The sequence below is a fragment of the Chitinophagales bacterium genome, from assembly GCA_020636495.1.
In the GTDB taxonomy this organism is placed as follows: Bacteria; Bacteroidota; Bacteroidia; order Chitinophagales; family Chitinophagaceae; genus UBA5543.
Genome location: JACJXQ010000008.1, coordinates 1,804,805 through 1,827,556 on the forward strand (window position 1 = coordinate 1,804,805; position 22,752 = coordinate 1,827,556).

A 22,752-nucleotide genomic window follows, 5' to 3' on the forward strand; every position below is an offset into this window, starting at 1 on the left:
ACATTTATGTTACCCTTAAATTGCTGATAGTTATGAAATTGAAGCCGATAGTATATTTTTCATTTGGAGTTATGGTTTGTGCTGCTGTCGTTGCGGGATTCTCGTTCCGCGCGTCCGACAAAGGCGAAGAAGTGGTGGAGGTAAAGAAAAACAGGAAGCTGCAATACAAGTGGTTTGTGCCTGATCTGCCCGAACAGATAAGTTTTGCAGGCGAGCCTGTGCCTTTACAAAAGTGGGATGTCAGGGAGTTGTTGCAGGAAGAGATACTGGGCAATAGCTATCGTCATTCGCACACCATGCAGATATTGCTCCGTTCTACCCGATATTTCCCTGTAATAGAACAAAGACTTCGTGCAAACGGGGTGCCTGATGATTTTAAGTACCTCTGTGTAGCTGAGAGTTCATTGACACCTGCCCGTTCTCCCGCAGGTGCCCGCGGTTTCTGGCAGTTTATGGATGGTACCGCACCCAGGTACGGATTGGAACTGGACAAAGAGGTGGATGAGCGTTACCACCTGGAAAAAGCCACAGACGCGGCTTGCCAGTACCTCAAGGAAGCATACGCAAAATTCGGTTCATGGACGGCTGCTGCGGCCTCATATAACTGCGGTGTAGCAGGATATTCAAGGAATGCTGATTATCAGAAGCAGGATAACTACTACGATGTTTTGTTGCCTGATGAGACCATGCACTACCTGTTCCGTATACTGGCGTTCAAATACATAATGACTAATCCTGAGCAACTGGGCTTTAACATTCAGAGAGATGAGGCATACAGGCCCATACCTGTAAGAAAGGTGACTGTTACTGAGTCAATACCGGATCTGGCATCTTTTGCCATGTATAACGGTACCAATTACCGTATGCTGAAATTGTTAAACCCCTGGCTGCGCGACCAGTCATTGACCATAAGCAAAGGCAACTCTTATGTGATAGACCTGCCACTGAAATAGTTTGCTATGATATAACAGATCAATGGTAATAGACATAAAATGAGAATTCTACGTGCGATATGGCCATTGATACTATCAGTAACGATCATCTACTGGTTGAATAAACCAATTGGAGCTAATCCTGCTATTGGTAAGCTATTAGACCCGGTAAGTGGTTTCTGGGCCAATGCAGAACCTGCTGATAAAGACTTTACGGCAGACCTTACATTCCATTCTTTAAAAGGAGATGCGTCAGTTTGGTATGACGACAGGCTGGTGCCGCACATCACGGCTACTAATGACTATGATCTATATTTTGTTCAGGGATATATCCACGCTTATTTCCGCTTATGGCAAATGGACCTGCAGACGCGTGCTGCCGGAGGCAGGGTAAGCGAATTGCTGGGTCCCAAAGCGTTGAAATATGACCGTGAGCAAAGGCGCAAGGGGATGGTATATGGCGCTGAACAGTCGTTGAAGGCAATGGAAGCAGATCCTCGTAGTAAAATAGCGCTTGATGGCTACAGGGATGGTATCAATGAATATATAGCATCGTTACGTCCGGCAGATTACCCGGTGGAGTATAAATTGATGGGCTTTAAACCGGAACCATGGGAGAATCTCAGGACAACATTATTGCTCATGTATATGGCTGATGACCTGGCTGGTGATGTACATGATATAGGCCTTACATACTATTTACAAAACATACTTAGTAAAGAACAGGTAGCCTTCTTCTTTCCCGAAAAGATAAGCGGTAGTACACCTGTAATTCCTGCGGGTACAAAATTCGATCCTGTATCTATGCAGCAAGCTGCAGTACCTGAGGGTGACAAGTGGGCAAAGGTTGATTTCAAAAAAACGCCTGAAGACAATAGTGAAAGCGGGAAGGGTAGTAATAACTGGGCGTTGAGCGGAAGCAGAACAAGGTCGGGCAAACCGATATTGTGCAACGACCCACACCTTGCGCTGAACCTGCCTTCCTTATGGTTCCAGGTGCAATTGACAGCGCCGGGTATAAATGTATATGGAGTATCACTACCGGGAGCGCCGGGAGTAGTTATTGGCTACAACGATAACATTGCATGGGGCTTTACTAACAATTACCGCGATGTAAAAGACTTTTATACTATTGATGTAGTGGATAATGACCATTATCGTTTCAATGGAGAGAACAGGACTTTTGATAAAAGAATTGAGACCATTAAGATAAAAGGCGGTTCTGAGTTTATAGATACGGTAAGGTACACTTTGCATGGCCCGCTTATCTATGACGAACACTTTAAAGAACCTAATGGCATACAACAACCGTTGGCACTCAAATGGATGGCACTTGAGGAGAGCAACGAGATGCTCAGCCTGTACCTGCTGAACCGTGCTAAAGATTATGATGGTTATGCAGAAGGTATGGGCTATTTCTCCTGCCCTGCGCAGAATTTCATTTTCGCAGATACAAAAGGTGATATTGCTATTTGGGGGCAGGGGCAGTTTGTGAATAAATGGAAAGAGCAAGGCAAGTACATCATGCAGGGGCACGACAGCACTACACTCTGGGGTAGCCCGATACCTGTGTCTGAGAATCCGCATGTAAAGAACCCGCAACAAGGCTTTCTAAGTTCTGCCAACCAGAATGTTACCGATACTGCTTATCCTTATTGGTACAACGGTAAATTCAACGAGCTGCGTGCATGGCGTATAAACGAAATGCTGGATACAATTGGAGGCGTAACGGTTGAAGATATGTTCCGTATGCAGAGCGATGTACATTCTGTACTGGCAAGGAAGATACTGCCGTTAATGCTGGAGAAAGTTGAGACGGGTAGTGATGAATACTTGTCACTACTTAAGAACTGGGATTATAATTACGATGCTGATAGCAAGGCTGCTACGGTATTCCAGGTATGGTGGTCGTTGCTGTACAAAGACATCTGGACGGGTATGTTCAAAATATCTCCAGACGGACTGATGCCACTACCTGAACGTACCATGCAGATATTAATCAATAACAGTGATGTGCTGCCGGATGATGATGACTTTATCACAAAGAGTTACAAAGAAGCAGTTGACAGCCTTAACAGGTTAAAATCTTCAACTGGTTTGGAATGGTATAAAGTGAAAAACACTTCTGTAACCCATCTGGCTAAACTGAAACCTTTCAGCTATTCAGAGATGCATAATGGAGGCTGGGGCAATACTATTAATGCCATGAAAGGTAACCATGGTCCTTCGTGGAGAATGGTAGTAGAGATGAAGGACATACCCGAAGGGTATGGTGTATATCCCGGCGGACAGTCCGGCAACCCCGGTAGTAAGTATTACGTTTCATTCCTGGATAAATGGGCCGGTGGAAAATATGATACATTGACCTTTATAAGCCAGGGAAAACAGCCGCATGCTGATAAGGTAAAATATACTTGGACCATTAAAGCCGCAGGTAAATGAAGAATATCGTCACCATATTGATAACGGCATTGCTTTCATGGCTTGGAGCGTATTATATCGGCTGGTGGATGGTGGCGGTGGTGCCTTTCCTTGTTGCTGTAATAGCCAAACAAAAAGCAGGCAGGGGCTTCTTATCCGGCTGTATAGCCATCGGCTTATTATGGCTTGTATTGATACTGAAACAAGACGCGGCCAATGATTACCTGTTATCCGGCCGCATAGCGCAGGTAATAGGTCTGTCTCATACTGTTTTTATTATCGTGAATGTTATTCTTGGAGCATTGGTTGGCGGACTTGGCGGCTGGAGTGGGGCTGCTATGCGGGGGATATTTAAGAATGTAGATGATATGTAATCCAGGATGTATAGGTGTGTTAAACAGATAACTGCTGGCCCCTGCTGGCGCAGATGTTCCCAAGGTCATCTGTGTCAATAAGATCATCCGGTCTGATAACCTTCATTCTCTCCCGTCATGGTTAGGGAGTACCTGCGAATGCAGATACGGACGTGACCATCTAATCCAGGCATGTATTATATTTATACCACGTTCAAGGGTGGTTGGGTATATATCATGGCATCCACTGGCGCAGATGTTCCACAGGTCATCTGTGTCTATGAGATCATCCGGTCTGTGACCGGCATTCAGGACTAAATGTTTAATGTAATATCCTTGCTGTTCGAGATGTTCTGCAAGGCATCTCGAATACAGAATATGTAGCCGTTTTGTAAACGGAGTCAGTATGGTGTTGTTGAGGACTTATCCACTGGCGCAGATGTTCCACTGGCGCAAATGTTCCACTGGCGCAAATGTTCCACAGGTCATCTGTGTCTATGAGATCATCCGGTCTGATAACCTTCATTCTCTCCCGTCATGGTGAGGGAGTATCTGCGAATGCAGATACGGACGTGACCATCTGATCCAGGCATGTATTATATTTATTCCATGTTCAAGGGTGGTTGGGTATATATCATGGCATCTGTAAGTAAGAGAGTGCTGTATGTCGGTGTTACATCTGACATTGAAGGACGTGCGTGGGACCTCCACTGGCGCAGATGTTCCACAGGTCATCTGTGTCTATGAGATCATCCGGTCTGTGACCGGCATTCAGCGCTAAATGTTTTATGCTATATTCCGGCAGCCAGGTTGTGCTGCGGCTGGCGAAGATAAAATATATTATTATTTCACGTTTTAATTTTGTATATTTGTTATTAATTATTACCCTTTTTGCAGGGTTAATATAAGCTCTTTGACAACATGGAAACATCAGTTATATATAGCAATGAAAAGCTAAGTATAATACCCTGAAAAATGACAAAAATACAAGTATTGATATTCAGTAAGTTAGAAAATAGGTTTTAGCACCCTCTATGCATTTCGATATCAAACGATACAAAACGATACAAAGTAGTATGATGGTGTAGTTGGTTGCGAAAAAAGATAATATATAAACTCACCGGTACAAACACCTGCAATATTCAGAGAAAACAGTAATCTTTTAGCATAATGACAACTATCAGGATACAGAGATATATAGCGCTTTTGTCTATTGTATTATTCGTAGGCAAGATAGCTGCATGGTACCTGACACACTCTGTAACCGTACTTACAGATGCGTTGGAAAGCACGGTAAACGTGATAGCGGGTTTAATAGGCCTGTACAGCATTATCCTGGCGGCCAAGCCCCGCGATATGAATCACCCTTACGGTCATGGCAAAGCACAGTTTGTTTCTGCTGCTATTGAAGGGTCGCTTATCATCATTGCAGGCCTCATGATCATTTACGAAGCCATAGACCAACTGGTAGAACCCAAACCATTGCACAGCCTGGATATTGGTATCGCCATTGTAGGTGTAACGGGTGTACTCAATTATTTCGCGGGTGTATATGCCGTGCGGCAAGGTAAGAAACAGAAGTCGTTGATAGTAGAATCTGCCGGTAACCATCTTAAGACCGATGCATATTCTACTGTTGCCATCATTATTGGGCTGGCATTACTCATGCTCACAGGCTGGCAATGGCTGGATAGTGTAGTAGCGCTTATATTCTCTATAGTTATTCTTATTACCGGCTATAAAGTGGTTCGGAAATCTATGTCAGGCATCATGGACGAATCAGACCTGAAACTGTTGCAGGAAGTAATAGACCTGCTGCAAAACAACAGGAAAGACGACTGGGTAGACCTGCATAACCTGAGAGTAACCGAGCAGGGAGAGCGCATGCATGTAGATGCACATCTTACCTTACCATGGTACTACCAGGTAAAGGATGCTGAGCTGGCCATACATGGGGTAGAAGATCTCATATCGAGTCATTTCGATAACAAGATCGAGATATTCATACATATTGACGCCTGCCAGCCCTACTCATGCAAGCTTTGCGCCAAAAGCGATTGTGAGGTTCGCCAACATCCTTTTGAAGGACAGGTAGAATGGAATACGGATAATGTGTGGCATGATGCCAAGCATGGTAAGGAGGCTTAGTTCCCCGCTTCATATCCTTCATCTATCAGCCAGTTACCACTGTCTGCGGCCATGGTGGCCAGCTCGTCACAACGGTTATTGCCTGCATTATTGGCGTGCCCCTTTACCCATTGGAATTTGATGTTGTGTTTTTTGTATTCCTGTAAGAACAACCTCCACAGGTCAGCATTCTTCTTGCCTTTGAAACCTGTTTTTACCCAGCCAAACACCCATCCTTTTTCTACCGAGTTGACCACGTATGAAGAGTCTGTGTATATCACTGCGTTCACGCCATCTCTTTTCAACTGTTGCAGGGCCACTATTACCGCCAGCAGTTCCATTCTGTTATTGGTGGTCATCCTGTAGCCTTGTGACAGTTCTTTTATGATGTTGCCCCATTTCAGCACAATTCCGTATCCTCCGGGGCCGGGGTTGCCTCTGGCGGCACCGTCAGTATAAATTATCAGTTGTTGCGACATTAATTCGTTGCTTAGCTTGTATCTTTGTGACCTAAAAGTAGATAGTTGAGCAGTAAAATAAAAGTTGGTGCGGTAAGTTATCTCAATACAGTACCATTATTGTATGGCATAGAGCACAGCCCGGTAACAGACGAGATAGAACTGAGTGTAAATTATCCATCTATATTAGCACAGCAACTAAAGGATAATGAAATAGACCTGGCCCTGCTGCCGGTGGCGGTCATTCCCTCAATACCCGGTGCGCAGATCATTTCTGATTATGGTATAGCAGCAGATGGTAATGTGGCTTCTGTGGCTATTTTCAGTAATGTTCCTATAGAAGAAGCTAAAACGGTATACCTGGATTACCAGTCACGCACCTCTGTAATGCTGGCGCGCCTGATGCTGAGAAATTACTGGAAGGTAAATCCTGAACTGAAACCGGCCGAAAAAGACTTTATAGATAACATTGGCGATGATGAAGCGGCCGTGATAATAGGGGACAGGGCATTGCAGCAACTGAACAACTTTGAATACGTGTATGACCTGTCAGAAGCATGGAAAGAGCATACAGGCCTGCCATTCATATTTGCTGCATGGGTAGCTAATAAAGAATTGCCCGAACAGTTCATGTCCGACTTTAACCAGGCAAATGGTGCAGGACTGGAATATATAGACCGTATAGTTGCCAATACTGTATTTATTGAATATGACCTGAAGAAGTACTATACAGAATGCATCCACTACAAGCTGGATGATGAAAAAAAGAAAGGTTTGAATAAGTTCCTGGAACTCATCCAAACCTTGTAAAAGGGTTCCCGAACTAGTCGACCAATACTGCGGTACCGGAAACGCTTACCATAAGCATACTACCTGACTGGCCTACAACTTCGTAGTCAACGTCTATACCTATCACGCCATTGGCTCCTAAATATTGTGCCTTTTGTGCCATTTCGCTGATAGCTGTTTCGCGGGCTTCCTGCAATACTTTTTCATAAGAGCCGGAGCGGCCACCCACTATATCCCTGATGGAAGCGAACAGGTCTTTGAAAAGGTTAGCACCAATTATGGTTTCACCGAATACTATGCCTTTGTATTCTTTAATGGTTTTGCCTTCTAGCTGGTTGGTTGTGGATAGTATCATATGTTATATTTTGATGCATGAAGTTACGGAATACTGATATAAGGACTGGCTATACTTGTTAAGCTTAAATAATCTTTAACAGCGTGTATCTTTGTAGTACGATGAGCAATAAGATAACATTAGTTGAATGTCCGCGCGATGCCATGCAGGGTTGGGCGCATTTTATTCCAACGGAACAAAAAGTTGCGTACCTGAATACATTACTCAAAGTAGGCTTTGATGTGCTGGATTGTGGTTCGTTTGTATCTCCTAAGGCCATACCGCAAATGGCTGATACGAAAGATGTGCTGCCTCAACTGAATATGGATGGTACAAATACCAAATTGTTGACGATTATTGCCAATACACGCGGAGCTCAGGATGCTGTTGCCTTCGACCAGGTGACATATCTTGGTTTTCCGTTTTCTATTTCAGAAACTTTCCAGCTAAGGAATACGAATAAAACCATCGACCAGTCGCTGGCGCAGGTAGAGGAGATACAGAATTTGTGCGTACAGCATGGCAAGCAGTTGGTGATATATATATCCATGGGTTTCGGCAATCCATATGGAGATGAATATAATGCAGAGATAGCTATTAAATGGGTGGGCAAACTGGCTGCCTTAGGTATCAAGACCATAGCTATGGCTGATACGGTAGGGGTAGCTCAACCTTCTAATATCGAATATATCTATAAAAGCTTGGTGCCCGAGTTTAAAGATGTGACTATAGGTGCGCATTTTCACTCAACAGCCGATAAATGGGAAGAGAAGATACAGGCTGCCTATGATAATGGCTGTACCAGTTTTGATAGTGCCTTGAAAGGAATAGGAGGGTGCCCGATGGCTGAAGATGAGCTGGTGGGTAACATCGCTACTGAAAATATCATCAGTTGGGCCGATAGAAATAATATTTCTTTATCGCTTGACAGAGAAGCATTTAATGATGCTATGCAGATGGCTGCGGGTATATTCCTGTAGTTTTGCCTAATTTTACTTACTCAAATACTATTATGTCTACACATAAAGAAATAACGAAGGTTACTACCAATACATTACAACGTATGAAGCAAAATGGTGAGAAGATCGCCATGCTGACGGCATATGATTATTCTATGGCCCGTATTCTTGACGATGCGGAGATAGATGTGTTATTGGTAGGGGATAGTGCATCAAATGTAATGGCGGGTCATGAAACTACATTACCTATTACACTCGACCAGATGATATATCATGCCCAGAGTGTGGTGCGTGCCATCAATCGTTGTCTTGTTGTGGTAGACCTGCCTTTTGGTACCTACCAGGGCAATAGTAAAGAGGCATTGAATTCTGCTATCCGTATTATGAAAGAAACGGGCGCACATGCTATCAAGCTGGAAGGTGGGGTAGAAGTAGTAGAGTCTATCAAGAGGATCATCAGTGCCGGTGTACCTGTAATGGGACATCTTGGATTAACGCCACAGTCCATCTATAAATTCGGTACTTACGTAGTGCGCGCCAAAGAAGAAGAAGAAGCCGAAGAGTTGGTGAGGAATGCTCACCTGTTACAGGAGGCGGGATGTTTTGCCATTGTGCTTGAGAAAATACCTGCTGCATTAGGCAAGCGTGTAGCGGATGAACTGAAAATACCCATCATAGGTATAGGAGCTGGTATGCATGTAGATGGCCAGGTGCTGGTTATGCATGATATGCTGGGCATCAACAAAGAATTCTCACCCCGTTTCCTGCGTCGCTATCTGGATCTGTACGACCAGATAAAAGGCGCTACACAACAATACATAACTGACGTAAAGAGCAAGGATTTCCCAAACGAGCAAGAACAATACTAGGGCATGGTAGATATTACCACATGGAAGCAATTAAAAGCTGAGACCGAGCAGAAAGGAGTTACTCTTGTAGCGGTCTCTAAAAAGAAACCGGTAAGTGATATAGAAGAGCTTTATCGGCAGGGTGAAAGGAACTTCGGAGAGAATTATGTGCAGGAGTTAATAGAGAAACACCCACAGCTTCCTGCAGATATCAACTGGCATTACATTGGTCACCTGCAAACCAACAAGGTAAAATACATAGCAGGCTTCGTGCACATGATACATGCCGTAGATAGTTTTAAACTATTACTTGAGATCAATAAGCAGGCAGCAAAACACGACAGGGTTATTGACGTGTTACTTCAACTACATGTAGCCGAAGAAGAGACCAAACACGGCCTTGATAACAACGAAGTGACGGAACTCATGGAGTACTACACGACTCAGAAAGACAACTTGCCTAATGTGCGTATCAGAGGGGTAATGGGTATGGCTACATTTACCGATGATATGGAACAGGTGCGCCGCGAGTTTGCCGCTATCAAGAATGTACAGACCCTGCTCAAAGATACTTATTTCATTACAGCCGATTACTTTAATGTATGCTCTATGGGTATGAGCGGCGATTATAAGATAGCTATGGAAGAGGGTAGTACGATGGTACGCATTGGCAGCAGCATCTTTGGCGAGCGTAGCTAAATTTCCTTTTCCGGTACAGGCTTTTCCTTTATCCAGCGGTAACCGGCAATGGTAGCCAAACACATTATTCCGATTACCCACCAGAGTGTGCTAAATCCCCAGTGCTGAGCTATTTGCGCACCTATGGATGGTCCGGCTATTTGCGCTGTGGCCCATGATATAGTGAACAATCCCGCATATTGTCCCATATTCTTACTATTACTACGGTTCATCCAATAGGTGGAAGCAAAGGGCATATTGATGATCTCTCCAAAGGTGATAAGCGTGATGAATATTATTGCCAGCCCCATCATCATTCCCGGAATAATATTCAATGTAATGAACCCAGCTGACACCAGAACTGTACCGATGATAACATAGGTCAAAGGAGGACGTCGGCCTTCCAGTTGATGGACGATCACCATTTCTATTACAGTTATAATGATGCCGTTCAACGCCATGACAAGCCCAATCTCAGTTTCTGACAAGAACAGGTCTTGTTTGAAATATACTGGTATGGTGGTGAATACCTGGAAGAAGCATATTGCGAATATTGTATTCAGCGCAACGAATAGCAGGAACGGACTGTCTTTATAAGCCGAGATAACGGGTCCGGTATGTTCTTCTTTTTTCTTAGTTGTTTCCTTGTTTTTTGAAGGTGCTAATAATAGCCATAGCATAAGAGCAGCTGCCATATTGGTCAGCCCGTCTATCCAGAACAGCAGATGGTAGCTATGTGCAGCTACAAAACCACCAACAGCACCACCTACCGCCCACCCAAGATTAATGGCTAGCCTGTTTAGTGCAAGGCTGCGTGTTCTGTTTGTCGTTTCGCTGTAGTTGGCAATAGCGGCTGCATTGGCTGGCCTGAATGATTCGTTGGCCAGGCTCAGTACAAAAGCTACTCCGCATATTGAGAGATAATCATGCATCTGCCCCAGCACAATAAACAGTATTCCACCGCTTATCAATGAGAATAACTGAATATAGTAGAAGCCAATTTTATCAGTTAGTTTGCCGCCAAGAAAGCCGCCACAAATTGTACCTAGTCCGAATATAGTAATAACAAGCCCCGCCTTGCCAATAGATACACCTTGCCGCTCTGTCATATACAGGGTCATGAAGGGCAACACCATCGTACCCATCCTGTTGACCAGCATAACAATGGACAACCACCATGCGGATGGAGATAACCCCCTGTATGCGTCAATAAAAGATGTGGCTGCTTTTTTCATTGGTGACAAATATATATAGTAAATTCTATGCGATGGTTATACCATGGTAATATCTATTTATTATTATTGATAATGCCCTTTGCCAACAGGATAGCGGCTACCTTTGACGTATATATTCCGGCCCCGCTGTCGTTCAGGTGCACATCGTCGTTGAACAATAATGGTTGACCTGTAAATTCAGGATCGTTCGTAAAGTCAAGAAGCGGTATGTTGTAGTCTGCTGCTGTTTTTTTGATCCTGTTGTAACTACTGTTGGCTGAAAAATTATGATGAAAGTAGAATGGTGATATACATAGCACCAATTGAACATCGTTTGTTTTAGCTTGTTGTATGATGCTTGTAAGCGTAGAGATATAATCCTCAGATAGTGGCAGGTCTTTGTCAATGTCTTTCCATATGCTTTCTTTGTATACGGCTGTATCTATCGTTTTGTACAGCGGCTCATAACCCATATCGGAACTATGCCCCACATTGGTGTATGCATTCTGAAAAGCCGAGCCCAGTTTGGAGTTGTAAGCGTATATCTTTGAGGCTTTTATTTTCCATAGCTCTGTAATACCTGCTTTGGCAATGGTTGAATCAAAAACCGGGTATTTGTTCAAGTAGGGCATTAATACTGTAGCTACCCTTTCATATACTATCTGTTTGTCGCCGGATAGCTCCATAGGTCCTATATCAACAATGACAAGCTTAGGTTTGCGCCTTTTGAATATTGGTTTCAGCAATGCATTGGTATAAGGTATCTCCATTTCATCCCTGCCGGCGTTAAAGCAGGTTTTGCCCGTTTCATCGGCGAGCAGCCTTGCATTGTAATGGTGCGATGCCCTGGATGTGCCGAATACCAGTATGTCATCTTCTGCTTTTGTCAGGGCGTGCAGTGTAGTGTAGTCGTCGCCGTGGGTTTGCTGATAAAACAGGTGCTCCAGCCCGGTACCTATGATACGGTCGCACACAACCAATACTACCAGTAGTATTGCCGACTTTATGACCAGTTTAGTTACCTGTTGTTTCATCAGAATTGAAAATATATAAATTGACCTCCGTTAAATACACCTATTATCAATATGGTAAGCAGCAGCAATACATAACCTACTTCGCGCACTACAGGGCGCTTACTATATATCAATGAAAATTTGTTATTGAAATATTCGTAATTGATCTCCGTAATGATAAGGAATATAATGAGCAGAACAGAATATACCAGCCCTGCTGCAAAGCCGATGAACAGGCCGCCTTTTTTGAAGGTGAGTATATTGCTGATAATGGTAAAACCATCCTGCACGGTATTGGCGCGGAAGAATACCCATGCCAGGCATACCAGCACAAAAGTGGTGATGTAATTGAGTACTGTAACCGCTTTGCTCCTTGGCTTGTCTTTGTACACGTATTTGTTCAGCAGTACCTCTGTTATCTGGTAGAAGCCATGCAGGGCACCCCATATCACGAATGTCCAGCTGGCGCCGTGCCATATGCCGCTTATGATAAATACGATGAGGATATTACGGATGTATTTCGGGAATTTCACCCTGCTGCCGCCTATGGGTATGTACAGGTAGTCCCGGAACCAGGTAGACAGCGATATATGCCACCTGCTCCAGAACTCTTTGATAGACTTTGCCAGGTAAGGCCTCCTGAAGTTCTCCATCAGGTCGATGCCCAGCACTTTGGCTGCGCCTATGGCTATGGTTGAGTAACCTGAAAAGTCGCAATATATCTGGAAGGCAAAGAATACGGTGGCTACCGCACTGCTGATACCGCTGTGGTGTTGCGGGTTGTTATACACGGCATCTACATAAATAGCCAGCCTGTCTGCTATCACTATCTTCTTGAACAGCCCCCATAGCATCAGCTTGAGCCCTTCTACTACGCGTTCATAATCGAAGGTTACCTTTTTGTAGAACTGGTGCAGCACGTTCTGCGGCCGCTCGATAGGACCGGCAACCAACTGCGGGTAGAACATCACATACAGGGCATATATCCCTAAATGTTTTTCCGCCTTCTGGTTGCCCCTGTACACCTCAATGGTATAGCTCATGGCCTGGAAGGTATGGAAGGACAAACCTATGGGTAGTATGATGTTGAGTGCCGGTATCGGGTTTTTGAATGATGCCAGTCCCAGCAGGGTGGTGAGGTTCTCATTCAGAAAGTTGTAGTATTTAAAGAAGCACAGCACGCCCACGTTGGCCACTATACTCATGGCCAGCAAATGTTTCTTATTCCGTTCAGACTGTTCTATGAGTATACCCGCTATATAGTCGATAACAATAGTGAACCCCAGTATGAGGATATATATGGGTATAAACGCCATATAGAAATAGCAGCTTATACTCAACAAAAGGAACCACCTGTACCTGTGCGGTAGCAGAAAGTAAACTATTGTAGTGATAATAAAGAAAGCAACAAAGTGCAGGGAATTAAAAAGCATATTGCCTCGTGTTGATAGCTAAAGTAAATAATTTTGGATGAATCATGGTTTCGTGCTGTAATATATTCTGTTCGCTAATATTTATACGTCCGGGTTGTGGTGGATGATCATATCCTCCGGGTATTGAAAATTTGATGAGTTCCGGTGTCATTTTGTTAAGTGATTCTGTTTTTGGGTTTAACAATAGGTTAATCTTGTTTTGGTTTAAGTAATTGATATTTAGTGTGTTGTGATGTGAATTGTTAAGTATTGTTAAGTAAAATGGTATAGTCATTGTACTTAACAATACATAAAAAAGTCCCGCAGGTGCGGGACTGATGATTTCGTGTATGTTGTTAGGTGAAGACATAGACTCCTGGGATATTTACAATAGCAAATATACGTTATTTTGTTCAATATAACAATTCGGTTCTGTGTGCAGTAATGCAATTTGATCACATGAAATACAATACTCGTTTGGGCAAGATCGCTTCCGCCGTATTTGTCGTGGCAAATACTCTGTCGCAATGACGCGTGAGGGAGGGCGGATACTTCACTGCACGGTGTTTCGTTTTGTATGACAGCCTTGATTAGGTGGCTGATTAGTACGGTGATCACATCGACCAAAGGGGAAATATACAGACAAACACCTAAATGCTGAATAGAAGCTGTGTAAATATGTGCCGATTAATTATATTTATATGATAACTATCCTGTATGCGCATACTGTTCACGCTGTTGTCAGCATTATTGCCGTTATTATTATTTGCTGTGGGAAATACCGGTTTAAAACCTGTTGCAAACAAACCATTATATTTTATTGAGAATAAGGGTCAGGTAACGGATCAGTATTATAATCCCAGGCCAGATGTAGACTTTAAATTATCTGCGACATCCGGGTTAAATATATTTATTGGCAGCGGTGCTATATACTACCAGTTCTATATGCCTGACACATCGATAAAACAAAATGCAAGGCAGAACGATACTATGTTTGCCGAGGGTGAGCCTTGCATTAATGATAGTGTTAATTACCTGATGTATCGTATGGATGTGGACCTGGTGGGTGCAAATAAGCATGCATTGCTGGTAAAACAAGGCAGACAGGAATATTATGAGAATTATTACACACCTGGTGTTGGAACAGATGGTGTCACAGTGTATGCGTATGAGAAAATAACCTATAAGAATGTATACCCGAATATTGACTGGGTATTATACGTCAATACGAAAAGAGGGAATACTGTTAAATATGACTTTATTATTCACCCGGGAGGAGACCCATCTGTTATCCAACTTAAATATAGAGGCGCATCGCAACTTAAATTGAATGAGGATGGTAGCCTAATTGCATCAACCCCCCAGGGTATTATTACAGAAAATGCCCCCGTGTGCTTGCAGGAAGATGGGGCAAAAGTTGCAAGCAGGTTCGTTTTGAGTGGGAATGTTTTGAAATACTATGTTTCACCTTATGAAGGCATATTAATTATTGACCCCGGGTTGGACTGGAGTACCTACTATGGGGGTAGTTCAATAGATGCGAATCAAGAGGTAATTATAGATAAGAATGGCACGGGAGTATATATAGATGGATCAACAGCAAGTTGGAATAATATTGTGACAAGCGGTGCGCATCAAACGTCATACGAGGGTAATTATGACGCATTCCTTGCGAAGTTTGATTTTAAAGGACAGCTTATATGGGGTACATATATGGGAGGAATCTCAACTGAAAGTTGTTATAGTATTGCTGCAGATATGTCGGGTAATGTTTATATGGGTGGTACCACAAAAAGTACATCCAGTATTGCAACTGTTGGTTGTCATCAGGACACTTTATGCCTCGATTATTTTGGAGGTACAAATAGAACAGATGCATTTTTATCCAAGTTTGATAGTTACGGGCATCGAGTTTGGAGTACCTATTATGGTGGACACGAAATGGAGGAGACTTATTGTATCGCAGTTGATGCTGGCAATAATGTTTATATGGCTGGGATGTCGCAAAGCTGGAATATACATAACAAGTACGAAGTTGCCACTCCCGGAGCGCATTGGGTAGGCGGTGGAGGATATTTTGACAAGGGTTTTGTTGTGAAATTTGATAGCTCAGGTGTACGCAAATGGGGAACCTATTATGGAGGAGTCGCATGGAAAAGTTCTGATACGAAAATATATGGTATGGCAATCGATCCTGACTTTAAAATAATAGTTACAGGGAGGACATTCTCAGATACTGCTATTGCTACTAATGGAGCGTTTCAGCAATACCTTAAACCCCATGGTGATGCGTTTGTAGGCAAATTTGATTCTTCCGGAGTATACCTTTGGGGCACTTATTTTGGTGATAGCCTTTTAGATGTGGGGGCAAGCGTAATAACTGACAAGCTATCGAATATATATTTATGTGGATATACAGCCAGCATCAATAATATCAGTACACAAGGCAGCCATCAGCCAACTAATAAGGGATTATACGATGCTTTTCTAGCCAAGTTTGATAGTTCTGGAAACAGGCTATGGTCAACATATTATGGTGGTGAAGGTGATGAATATGCAACATGTATTGATATAGATGACTCTGACAACGTATATATGACAGGTTATACTAAAAGTTCAACCAATATTTCCCGGAATAACTCTTCGCAATATAGCGGGGCAGAAGATGTATTTGTTGCCAAGTTTTCAAAAGATGATACTTTGTTATGGGCAGGTTATTACGGAGGGCCACTCAAAGACCTGGGAGCGAGTATTACATGTAATAATGTTGAGGGGGTTTATATTTCAGGACTGACTTATAGTGATACTGTGTGGGCTACTTCAGGGGTACATCAAACTGCTTTAGGAGGGCTATGCGATGGATTTTTATCCAAAATATGTTTTACGCCTCCTGTATTAGATTCGATCTCAGGCACGGTAACTTTGTGTATTGGAGATAGCTCTATATTGAGTAATAAAGATAAAAGAGGTAGTTGGGCATCAACAAATGGTCATGTTGTCATTGACAGCAATGGCAGGGTATGGAGTATATCAACAGGTGTTGATACTGTTACTTATACTGTTACTAATTCCTGTGGGGCTGATACAGTACTTCATACGATTGCAGTAATGCCGTTGCCTGCAATTATGATGCAGCCAAATGATATGGCTGTTTCTACAGGTAGTGGAAGTTCATACTTTACCATATTAACTACTGGCAGCGGAATATCATATCAATGGCTGGAAAATAGGGGTAGTGGTTTTAGAGTCCTCAGCGATAGTGGCCAGTATAGTGGTACTAATACTAACATGTTGACTATCAGCAACACATATTCGGCCTATAATGGTTGGCAGTTCAGGTGTATACTATCAACTGTTAACTGCTCTGATACTTCAGCTACTGCAACATTGTATGTCTGGCCACTGGAAGTTGATGATTCGAGTATAAGTGTCATTAGTATCTCTCCCAACCCTACCAGTGGTACTGTTACAGTTACCTCCTCTGCCATCATAGAGCAACTCACCCTGACTGACTTGTTAGGAAAACAGGTGCTGAGCCAAACTGGCGGTGGCAAAACAGTTCATGCTGATATGAGCAGCCTTGCAGCGGGTGTTTATATCATCAAGGTAAATGGTAGTGTAGCGGGGAGGGTTGTTAGGAAGTAAGCGTTTAAATCCCGATAGTTATCGGGAGAAAACCTAAAAGTTTCCGGTTTTTGCGAGGTGAGAAAAAAATGTCTGAATCAGGATTCACAGGATTGGAGGATTGGCAGGATTTTTTTGTACTGCCTTTTGGATGAGTGGATAAATGCAGCTTATTGCAAGTTCTCAGGAGATGTCTCTCTGCGTTTGACATGACGGCTTTGATGGGGGCTGATTATCTCGATCACTATGTCTTTTTAAGGACTCAATGAGCGCTTGGCTGTTGCTTTGTACTTCGCAAACACCGGTATTGTAAGGCCTTGATGTTTGCTACTTATACTCCTGCATACTAATGCGCTCTTTGCAGAAGTGGTATTCACGTACGTCGTTGGAGGCGACAATGACGAGTTTATTTGCGGTGTATTGCTCTATCCATTCCCTGTATTGTAAAACACCTTCATCGTCGAGGTTGGTGCAAGGTTCGTCTAGCAACAGGATGGGGGAGGCGGTAAAAATAGCCTGTGCCAGTTTTACCCTTTGCTTCATGCCCGATGAGTAGTCGGATATCTGCTTGTCTTTTGCGGCTTCGAGCCCCGTCAGTTTTATAACCTGTTCTATATCCAACCCGGGGTATATGGGTTTGAACGAGAAATGAAATTTCAGAAACTCTGCCAGGGTCATTTCTTCCACTATCTCCTGCGATGGAGCGCAAAAGCTGATGTGGCTGAATATTTTTTCTTTGGGTATCTCTGTATCGTTGTCGCTGAAAAATACCTTTCCTGCGGATGCAGATTGCATGCCGGCAATGATCCTGAGCAGGGTAGACTTACCACTACCATTCTGGCCCAGTATGGCATAAGCCCCGGGCGATGTGAAGTGGTAGTTTACATCTTTGAATATCCAGTGTCGCTGAAAACGCTTACTTATATGCTCAAGAGATATCTTCATTATGCCTGCGGATATATCCTTTCATAATGCCGCGGCCTGTTTCCCTGATAAACGTTATTATCTCGTCGCGCTCGTCAGAAACAGGTATCTCGGTCTCAATGATGCTTAATGCTTTGGATGTATTGTAGCCTCTTACAAAGAGTATCCTGTATATATCCAGTATGTGGTTGATCTTATCAATAGAGTAGCCTCTGCGTTTCAGTCCAACAGAGTTGACACCCACATAAGACAACGGCTCACGCGCGGCTTTTACATATGGTGGTACGTCTTTGCGTACCAGCGAACCACCGGTGATAAAAGAGTGAGAACCGATGCGAACAAACTGCTGCACGGCTGTAAGGCCTGCCAGTATTACATGGTCGCCCACTACTATATGACCTGCCAGCGTGGTATTGTTGGAGAAGATACAATGATCGCCCACGATACAGTCGTGCGCAATGTGAGAATAAGCCATGATGAGGCAGTGATTCCCAATTCTTGTCTCGTTCCTGTCTGTAGTGCCCCTGTTGATGGTGACACACTCACGGATGGTGGTGTTATCGCCTATGATCACCCGGGTATCTTCACCTTTATACTTCAGGTCTTGCGGAATGGCGGATATGACTGAACTGGGGAATATCCTGCAGTTCTTGCCGATACGCGCGCCCTCCATAATGGTAACATTACTACCTATCCACGTACCTTCGCCGATCTCCACATTTTTGTGGACGGTGGTAAACGGATCGATCTTTACATTGGGCCCTATCTTGGAGTCGGGGTGTATGTATGTAAGTGGGTGGATCATTTCTTGTCTTTTGGAACTATTTGTGCAACCAGCTCAGCTTCGGTTACGAGTTTGTTACCTACATATACCGTGCCACGCATTTCGCATATACCTCTGCGTATGGGGTTCAGTAATTCCAGTTTTAATATGAGCGTATCGCCCGGCACAACCCTTTGCTTGAACTTTACTTTGTCAATTTTCAGGAAGTAAGTATCGTAGTTTTCGGGGTCGCTGTAGTTGTTCAACGCCAGTATACCGCCGGTCTGAGCCAGTGCTTCTATCTGCAATACGCCGGGCATAACGGGGTTGCCCGGAAAGTGCCCCTGGAAGAAATGCTCGTTGAAGGTCACATTCTTGATACCTACTACATGGCTGTCGCTCAGCTCAATGATCTTATCTACCAGCAGGAACGGGTATTTGTGCGGCAGCGACTTTTCAATCTGTGTGATATCGTAGATAGCTTCCTGATTAGGGTCGTAATGAGGTATGTCAGACAGGTGCTTATTCTTCTTGATGTATTGTTTGATCTTCTTGGCAAACTCCACATTCGAAGCGTGGCCGGGACGGCTGGCAATGATATGCGCCCTGATAGAATGTCCTACCAGTGCCAGGTCGCCCACTACGTCCAGCAGTTTGTGCCTGGCAGGTTCGTTGGCAAAGTGCAGCTGAATATTGTTCAATATTCCTTCCTGCTTTACCTGTATGTTCTTCTTGTTGAATATCTCAGATAACCGTTGCAAGGCATCATCACTCACCACTTTGTCTACTACTACAATGGCGTTGCTCAGGTCGCCGCCTTTTATCAGGTTGTTGTCCAGCAGGTATTCCAACTCGTGCAGGAAACAAAAGGTACGGCAGGGGGCTATCTCATCTTTGAACTCAGAGATATGCTTCAGCGTAGCGTGCTGTGTGCCCAGTACAGGCGAGTTGAAATCGATAAGCGTAGTTATCTGGTATTCGTTTGAAGGAACGGCCAGCATGTCTACGTTCTTTACAGGGTCGTAATAGTGAATGTTGGTATCTATAGCATAAACAATACGTTTGGCATCCTGTTCCTGTATGCCCACGCTGTCTATCGCTTCGATGATCTGTTTGGAACTACCATCCATGATGGGTATCTCAGAGCCATCCAGTTCTATCAGCACATTATCTACATTCATGCCGACCAACGCTGCAAGTAAATGCTCTACCGTGCTGATCCTCACACCGTTCTGCTCAAGGGTTGTGCCCCTAGATGTGTCTACCACCAGGTCAACATCGGCTTTTATGATAGGTTTTTCAGGCAGATCGATACGCTGAAAACGTATGCCGAAGCCGGGATTGGCAGGCTTCATGGTCATATTTACCTTCTGTCCTGTATGCAGGCCTACACCCGGCAGGGTAACAGACCCTTTGAGTGTATGCTGATTCTGGGCAGAATGGTTTTGCTGCGACTTATCAGAATTGCCTTTGATTTGTTTAATTAGTAGATCTTCACTCACTTCTTTATCGAAATATTTTGTTCGCTTAATATGGCCTTTAATTCAGCAACTGTTGTTTCCAAATTATTCAGCCTGTCTCGCAAATCAGGCAAATTTCTGAAAATTGCCTGACTTTTTAATGAACTTTTATACTCATAGGCAGGAGAACCTGTTAAAGCCGTGTTGGGCGTGGTTACAGATTTTGCCAGCCCGCTTTGCGCGTTGATACTGGTAAAGTCGGCTATCTGTATATGTCCGACTATACCTACCTGGCCACCTATCACGCAATTGCGGCCTATTTTGGTACTGCCCGATATGCCTGTTTGTGCGGCTATGACGGTATTTTCACCTATTTCCACGTTATGGGCTATCTGTATCAGGTTGTCCAGTTTTACACCTTTCCTGATGATGGTAGAGCCCATCGTAGCCCTGTCGATAGTGGTGTTGGAGCCTATTTCCACATTGTCTTCTATAATGACGTTGCCTATCTGTGGTATCTTTTTGTAGGTGCCGTCCTTTTGAGGCGCGAACCCAAAGCCGTCGCTGCCTATGATAGTGCCTGAATGGATAATAACATTTTCGCCCACAATGGAGCTGTCATATATTTTTACCCCGGCGTATAATACAGTACCCTTGCCTATACTGACGTTGTCGCCAACAAATGAGCCGGGAAATATCTTTGCTCCGTCGCTGATGGATACATTGTCACCTATATATGATAATGCACCGATATACACGTCTTTGCCTACTTTGGCTGACTTTGAGACAATTGCAGAGTCGTCGATACCTGTCTTGCCGCCTATGGTTTTCAGTTCATTGTATTTTTCCAGCAGTTGCGCAAAAGCGCTGTATGCATCCTTTACACGTATCAGTGTAGCGGAAACACCATGTTCTAACACCAGTGCTTCGTTGACGATAATGATGGATGCTTTGCTTTTGTACAAAAATTCCTCGTATTTAGGATTGGCTACAAAGCTCAGGTAACCTGCAGTAGCATCCTCTATTTTGGCTACATCGCTTATAGTTGCATTTGGGTCACCCTCTATGGTGCCTTGTATAAGTGTAGCTATTTGCTGAGCGGTAAATTGCATGTTATTATTACTGATAAACCCCCTGTAAATTACAATTAAACAATAATAATATTGCTTTTATTGTATGTATTCATTCATTTTCGGGGTTGGATATAACAAATGTAGTTCTTATGTACGGGCATTGCAAGCGCCTGCGTGACCACGGGGTTGTCAATCTCCGATATGTCTTTTACTGCCCCGCTCTTCATGGCTATATGAATCCGCTCGTCATTTATGTTGTATGTATCCTTGGATGTAATACCTGTACATACAAAATAGTCCATCTCTTCATCACCGATACCATATGTTTCACGGGCCTCCATTCTCTTTTCCTCCAGTAGCTTATCTACCGGCTCCGAGCTCAGTACTACTTTATACAGGTCCCTGTATTGCATCATACAGCACAGGCGGGACAGTATCTTATCCTCGTGCCTGCACCATTCTTTTATTGATGCCAGCAGGTCTACATCATCCAGCATGCAGTATTGCTCCAGGTGTTCGCCTGAGGTCTCAAAATCTTTGAGGGTAACAGCATTGTAGAGGAAATGTTTGAGGGCAGGGCTGGCATACAGATCCGCTCCTTTTTGGGCCAGTTCTTTAGCTCTTTTTAATATGTTGATGAGTAATACCTCTGCTCCCAGCACTGTTTTATGCAGGTATACCTGCCAGTACATGAGCCTGCGGGCTATGATAAACTTTTCAACTGAGTGCACGCCCTTTTCTTCCACCATCAGCTGGTTGTCTTGTACGGTGAGCATCTGCAGTATCCTGTCGTAGCCAATAACACCTTCTGATACGCCGGTGTAGAAGCTGTCCCGGTTCAGGTAATCCATCCTGTCTACGTCCAGCTGGCTGGATACCAGTTGATGCAGGTAAGGCTTTTCGTACGACTGGTCGAATACGCGTATGGCACCGTCCAGCATACCGTCAAACTCAATGTTCAGTTTGTTCATGATCATACCCGATATATGCTCATGTGTCACACCTTCTACCAATGTATGTTCCAGGGCATGAGAAAAAGGCCCGTGACCTATGTCGTGCAGCAATATGGCTATTCTTGCAGCTAATGTCTCCTCATCAGATATGGCAACCCCTTTTGCTTTCAATTCCTCAAGGGCTTTGCCCATAAGGTGCACTGCTCCCAGTGAGTGGTGGAACCTGGTATGCACCGCACCCGGGTACACCAGGTGCGCCGGTCCCATCTGCCTGATGTACCTCAGGCGTTGAAACCATTTATGGTCTATTAATTGTAATAGTTCATTTTCCGGAAACCTGATAAATCCGTAAACCGGGTCGTTTACTATCTTGCCCTTCACGTTCATATACGCTATGCTCTATCTGTATTATTTCTT

20 protein-coding genes are annotated in these 22,752 nt (G+C 43.8%); 9 read left to right on the plus strand and 11 right to left on the minus strand.

The genetic code is table 11. The features are described 5' to 3' along the window. Window positions 1-32 precede the first annotated feature (32 nt). From H6550_07815 to H6550_07825, 3 genes are read left to right on the plus strand one after another with little or no spacing between them, the layout of a single operon-like run. Complete coding sequence (locus H6550_07815) at window positions 33-953, plus strand: lytic transglycosylase domain-containing protein (protein ID MCB9046031.1); 921 nt, start codon at window positions 33-35, stop codon at window positions 951-953. Window positions 954-992: 39 nt separating this feature from the next. Continuing rightward, a complete protein-coding gene (locus H6550_07820) occupies window positions 993-3,374 on the plus strand; it encodes a penicillin acylase family protein (GenBank protein ID MCB9046032.1) in 2,382 nt (793 codons plus the stop codon). Then, a complete protein-coding gene (locus tag H6550_07825) occupies window positions 3,371-3,727 on the plus strand; it encodes a hypothetical protein (GenBank protein ID MCB9046033.1) in 357 nt (118 codons plus the stop codon). Before H6550_07820 ends, H6550_07825 begins: the two co-directional genes overlap by 4 nt. Before the next feature lie 301 nt (window positions 3,728-4,028). Here the strand turns inward: H6550_07825 and H6550_07830 are convergent, their stop codons facing one another. Then, window positions 4,029-4,232: a hypothetical protein gene (locus tag H6550_07830; protein MCB9046034.1), complete on the minus strand. Its 204-nt coding sequence runs from the start codon at window positions 4,230-4,232 to the stop codon at window positions 4,029-4,031. A gap of 644 nt (window positions 4,233-4,876) precedes the next feature. Between H6550_07830 and H6550_07835 the strand changes: the two genes are divergently transcribed. Then, window positions 4,877-5,854, plus strand: a complete 978-nt coding sequence (locus tag H6550_07835; GenBank protein MCB9046035.1) for a cation transporter — start codon at window positions 4,877-4,879, stop codon at window positions 5,852-5,854. Here the strand turns inward: H6550_07835 and rnhA are convergent. Continuing rightward, window positions 5,851-6,312 (minus strand): ribonuclease HI, encoded by a 462-nt coding sequence (gene rnhA, locus H6550_07840; protein MCB9046036.1) that lies wholly within the window; start codon window positions 6,310-6,312, stop codon window positions 5,851-5,853. The genes H6550_07835 and rnhA overlap by 4 nt on opposite strands. 45 nt (window positions 6,313-6,357) lie before the next feature. Between rnhA and H6550_07845 the strand changes: the two genes are divergently transcribed. Continuing rightward, entirely contained in the window at window positions 6,358-7,101 is a 744-nt protein-coding gene (locus H6550_07845) for a menaquinone biosynthesis protein (GenBank protein MCB9046037.1), read from the plus strand. Window positions 7,102-7,114: 13 nt separating this feature from the next. Here the strand turns inward: H6550_07845 and H6550_07850 are convergent, their stop codons facing one another. Further along, complete coding sequence (locus tag H6550_07850; protein MCB9046038.1) at window positions 7,115-7,435, minus strand: heavy metal-binding domain-containing protein; 321 nt, start codon at window positions 7,433-7,435, stop codon at window positions 7,115-7,117. A gap of 143 nt (window positions 7,436-7,578) precedes the next feature. Between H6550_07850 and H6550_07855 the strand changes: the two genes are divergently transcribed. From H6550_07855 to H6550_07865, 3 genes are read left to right on the plus strand one after another with little or no spacing between them, the layout of a single operon-like run. After that, the gene (locus H6550_07855; GenBank protein MCB9046039.1) at window positions 7,579-8,394 is read left to right on the plus strand and encodes a hydroxymethylglutaryl-CoA lyase; all 816 of its coding nucleotides are present in this window, start codon (window positions 7,579-7,581) and stop codon (window positions 8,392-8,394) included. 32 nt (window positions 8,395-8,426) lie between these two features. Next, window positions 8,427-9,242: a 3-methyl-2-oxobutanoate hydroxymethyltransferase gene (gene panB, locus H6550_07860; protein MCB9046040.1), complete on the plus strand. Its 816-nt coding sequence runs from the start codon at window positions 8,427-8,429 to the stop codon at window positions 9,240-9,242. Between the two features lie 3 nt (window positions 9,243-9,245). After that, the gene (locus H6550_07865; GenBank protein ID MCB9046041.1) at window positions 9,246-9,920 is read left to right on the plus strand and encodes a YggS family pyridoxal phosphate-dependent enzyme; all 675 of its coding nucleotides are present in this window, start codon (window positions 9,246-9,248) and stop codon (window positions 9,918-9,920) included. Here H6550_07865 and H6550_07870 read toward each other — a convergent pair. From H6550_07870 to H6550_07880, 3 genes are read right to left on the minus strand one after another with little or no spacing between them, the layout of a single operon-like run. Beyond that, window positions 9,917-11,134, minus strand: coding sequence for an MFS transporter (locus H6550_07870; GenBank protein MCB9046042.1), 1,218 nt, complete (start codon window positions 11,132-11,134; stop codon window positions 9,917-9,919). The two genes, H6550_07865 and H6550_07870, sit on opposite strands and share 4 nt — an antisense overlap. A gap of 53 nt (window positions 11,135-11,187) precedes the next feature. Next, the gene (locus H6550_07875) at window positions 11,188-12,147 is read right to left on the minus strand and encodes a hypothetical protein (protein MCB9046043.1); all 960 of its coding nucleotides are present in this window, start codon (window positions 12,145-12,147) and stop codon (window positions 11,188-11,190) included. Further along, window positions 12,147-13,559: an MBOAT family protein gene (locus tag H6550_07880; protein MCB9046044.1), complete on the minus strand. Its 1,413-nt coding sequence runs from the start codon at window positions 13,557-13,559 to the stop codon at window positions 12,147-12,149. The genes H6550_07875 and H6550_07880 overlap by 1 nt, the downstream gene beginning before the upstream one ends. Window positions 13,560-14,255: 696 nt before the next feature. On the opposite strand from H6550_07880, the gene H6550_07885 reads away from it, so the two are divergent. Further along, window positions 14,256-17,183 (plus strand): SBBP repeat-containing protein, encoded by a 2,928-nt coding sequence (locus tag H6550_07885; protein MCB9046045.1) that lies wholly within the window; start codon window positions 14,256-14,258, stop codon window positions 17,181-17,183. Between the two features lie 306 nt (window positions 17,184-17,489). On the opposite strand, the gene H6550_07890 is transcribed toward H6550_07885, so the two are convergent. The 5 genes from H6550_07890 to H6550_07910 form a co-directional block, all read right to left on the minus strand. Continuing rightward, window positions 17,490-18,107, minus strand: coding sequence for an ABC transporter ATP-binding protein (locus tag H6550_07890; GenBank protein MCB9046046.1), 618 nt, complete (start codon window positions 18,105-18,107; stop codon window positions 17,490-17,492). After that, window positions 18,091-18,891: an acyl-ACP--UDP-N-acetylglucosamine O-acyltransferase gene (gene lpxA, locus H6550_07895; GenBank protein ID MCB9046047.1), complete on the minus strand. Its 801-nt coding sequence runs from the start codon at window positions 18,889-18,891 to the stop codon at window positions 18,091-18,093. The genes H6550_07890 and lpxA overlap by 17 nt, the downstream gene beginning before the upstream one ends. Then, window positions 18,888-20,324, minus strand: coding sequence for a bifunctional UDP-3-O-[3-hydroxymyristoyl] N-acetylglucosamine deacetylase/3-hydroxyacyl-ACP dehydratase (locus tag H6550_07900; protein ID MCB9046048.1), 1,437 nt, complete (start codon window positions 20,322-20,324; stop codon window positions 18,888-18,890). Before H6550_07900 ends, lpxA begins: the two co-directional genes overlap by 4 nt. 23 nt (window positions 20,325-20,347) lie before the next feature. Next, window positions 20,348-21,421, minus strand: a complete 1,074-nt coding sequence (gene lpxD, locus H6550_07905) for a UDP-3-O-(3-hydroxymyristoyl)glucosamine N-acyltransferase (protein MCB9046049.1) — start codon at window positions 21,419-21,421, stop codon at window positions 20,348-20,350. A gap of 74 nt (window positions 21,422-21,495) precedes the next feature. Next, on the minus strand, window positions 21,496-22,722 hold the full coding sequence (locus H6550_07910) for an HD domain-containing protein (GenBank protein ID MCB9046050.1): 1,227 nt from the start codon (window positions 22,720-22,722) through the stop codon (window positions 21,496-21,498). Between the last annotated feature and the right edge of the window lie 30 nt (window positions 22,723-22,752).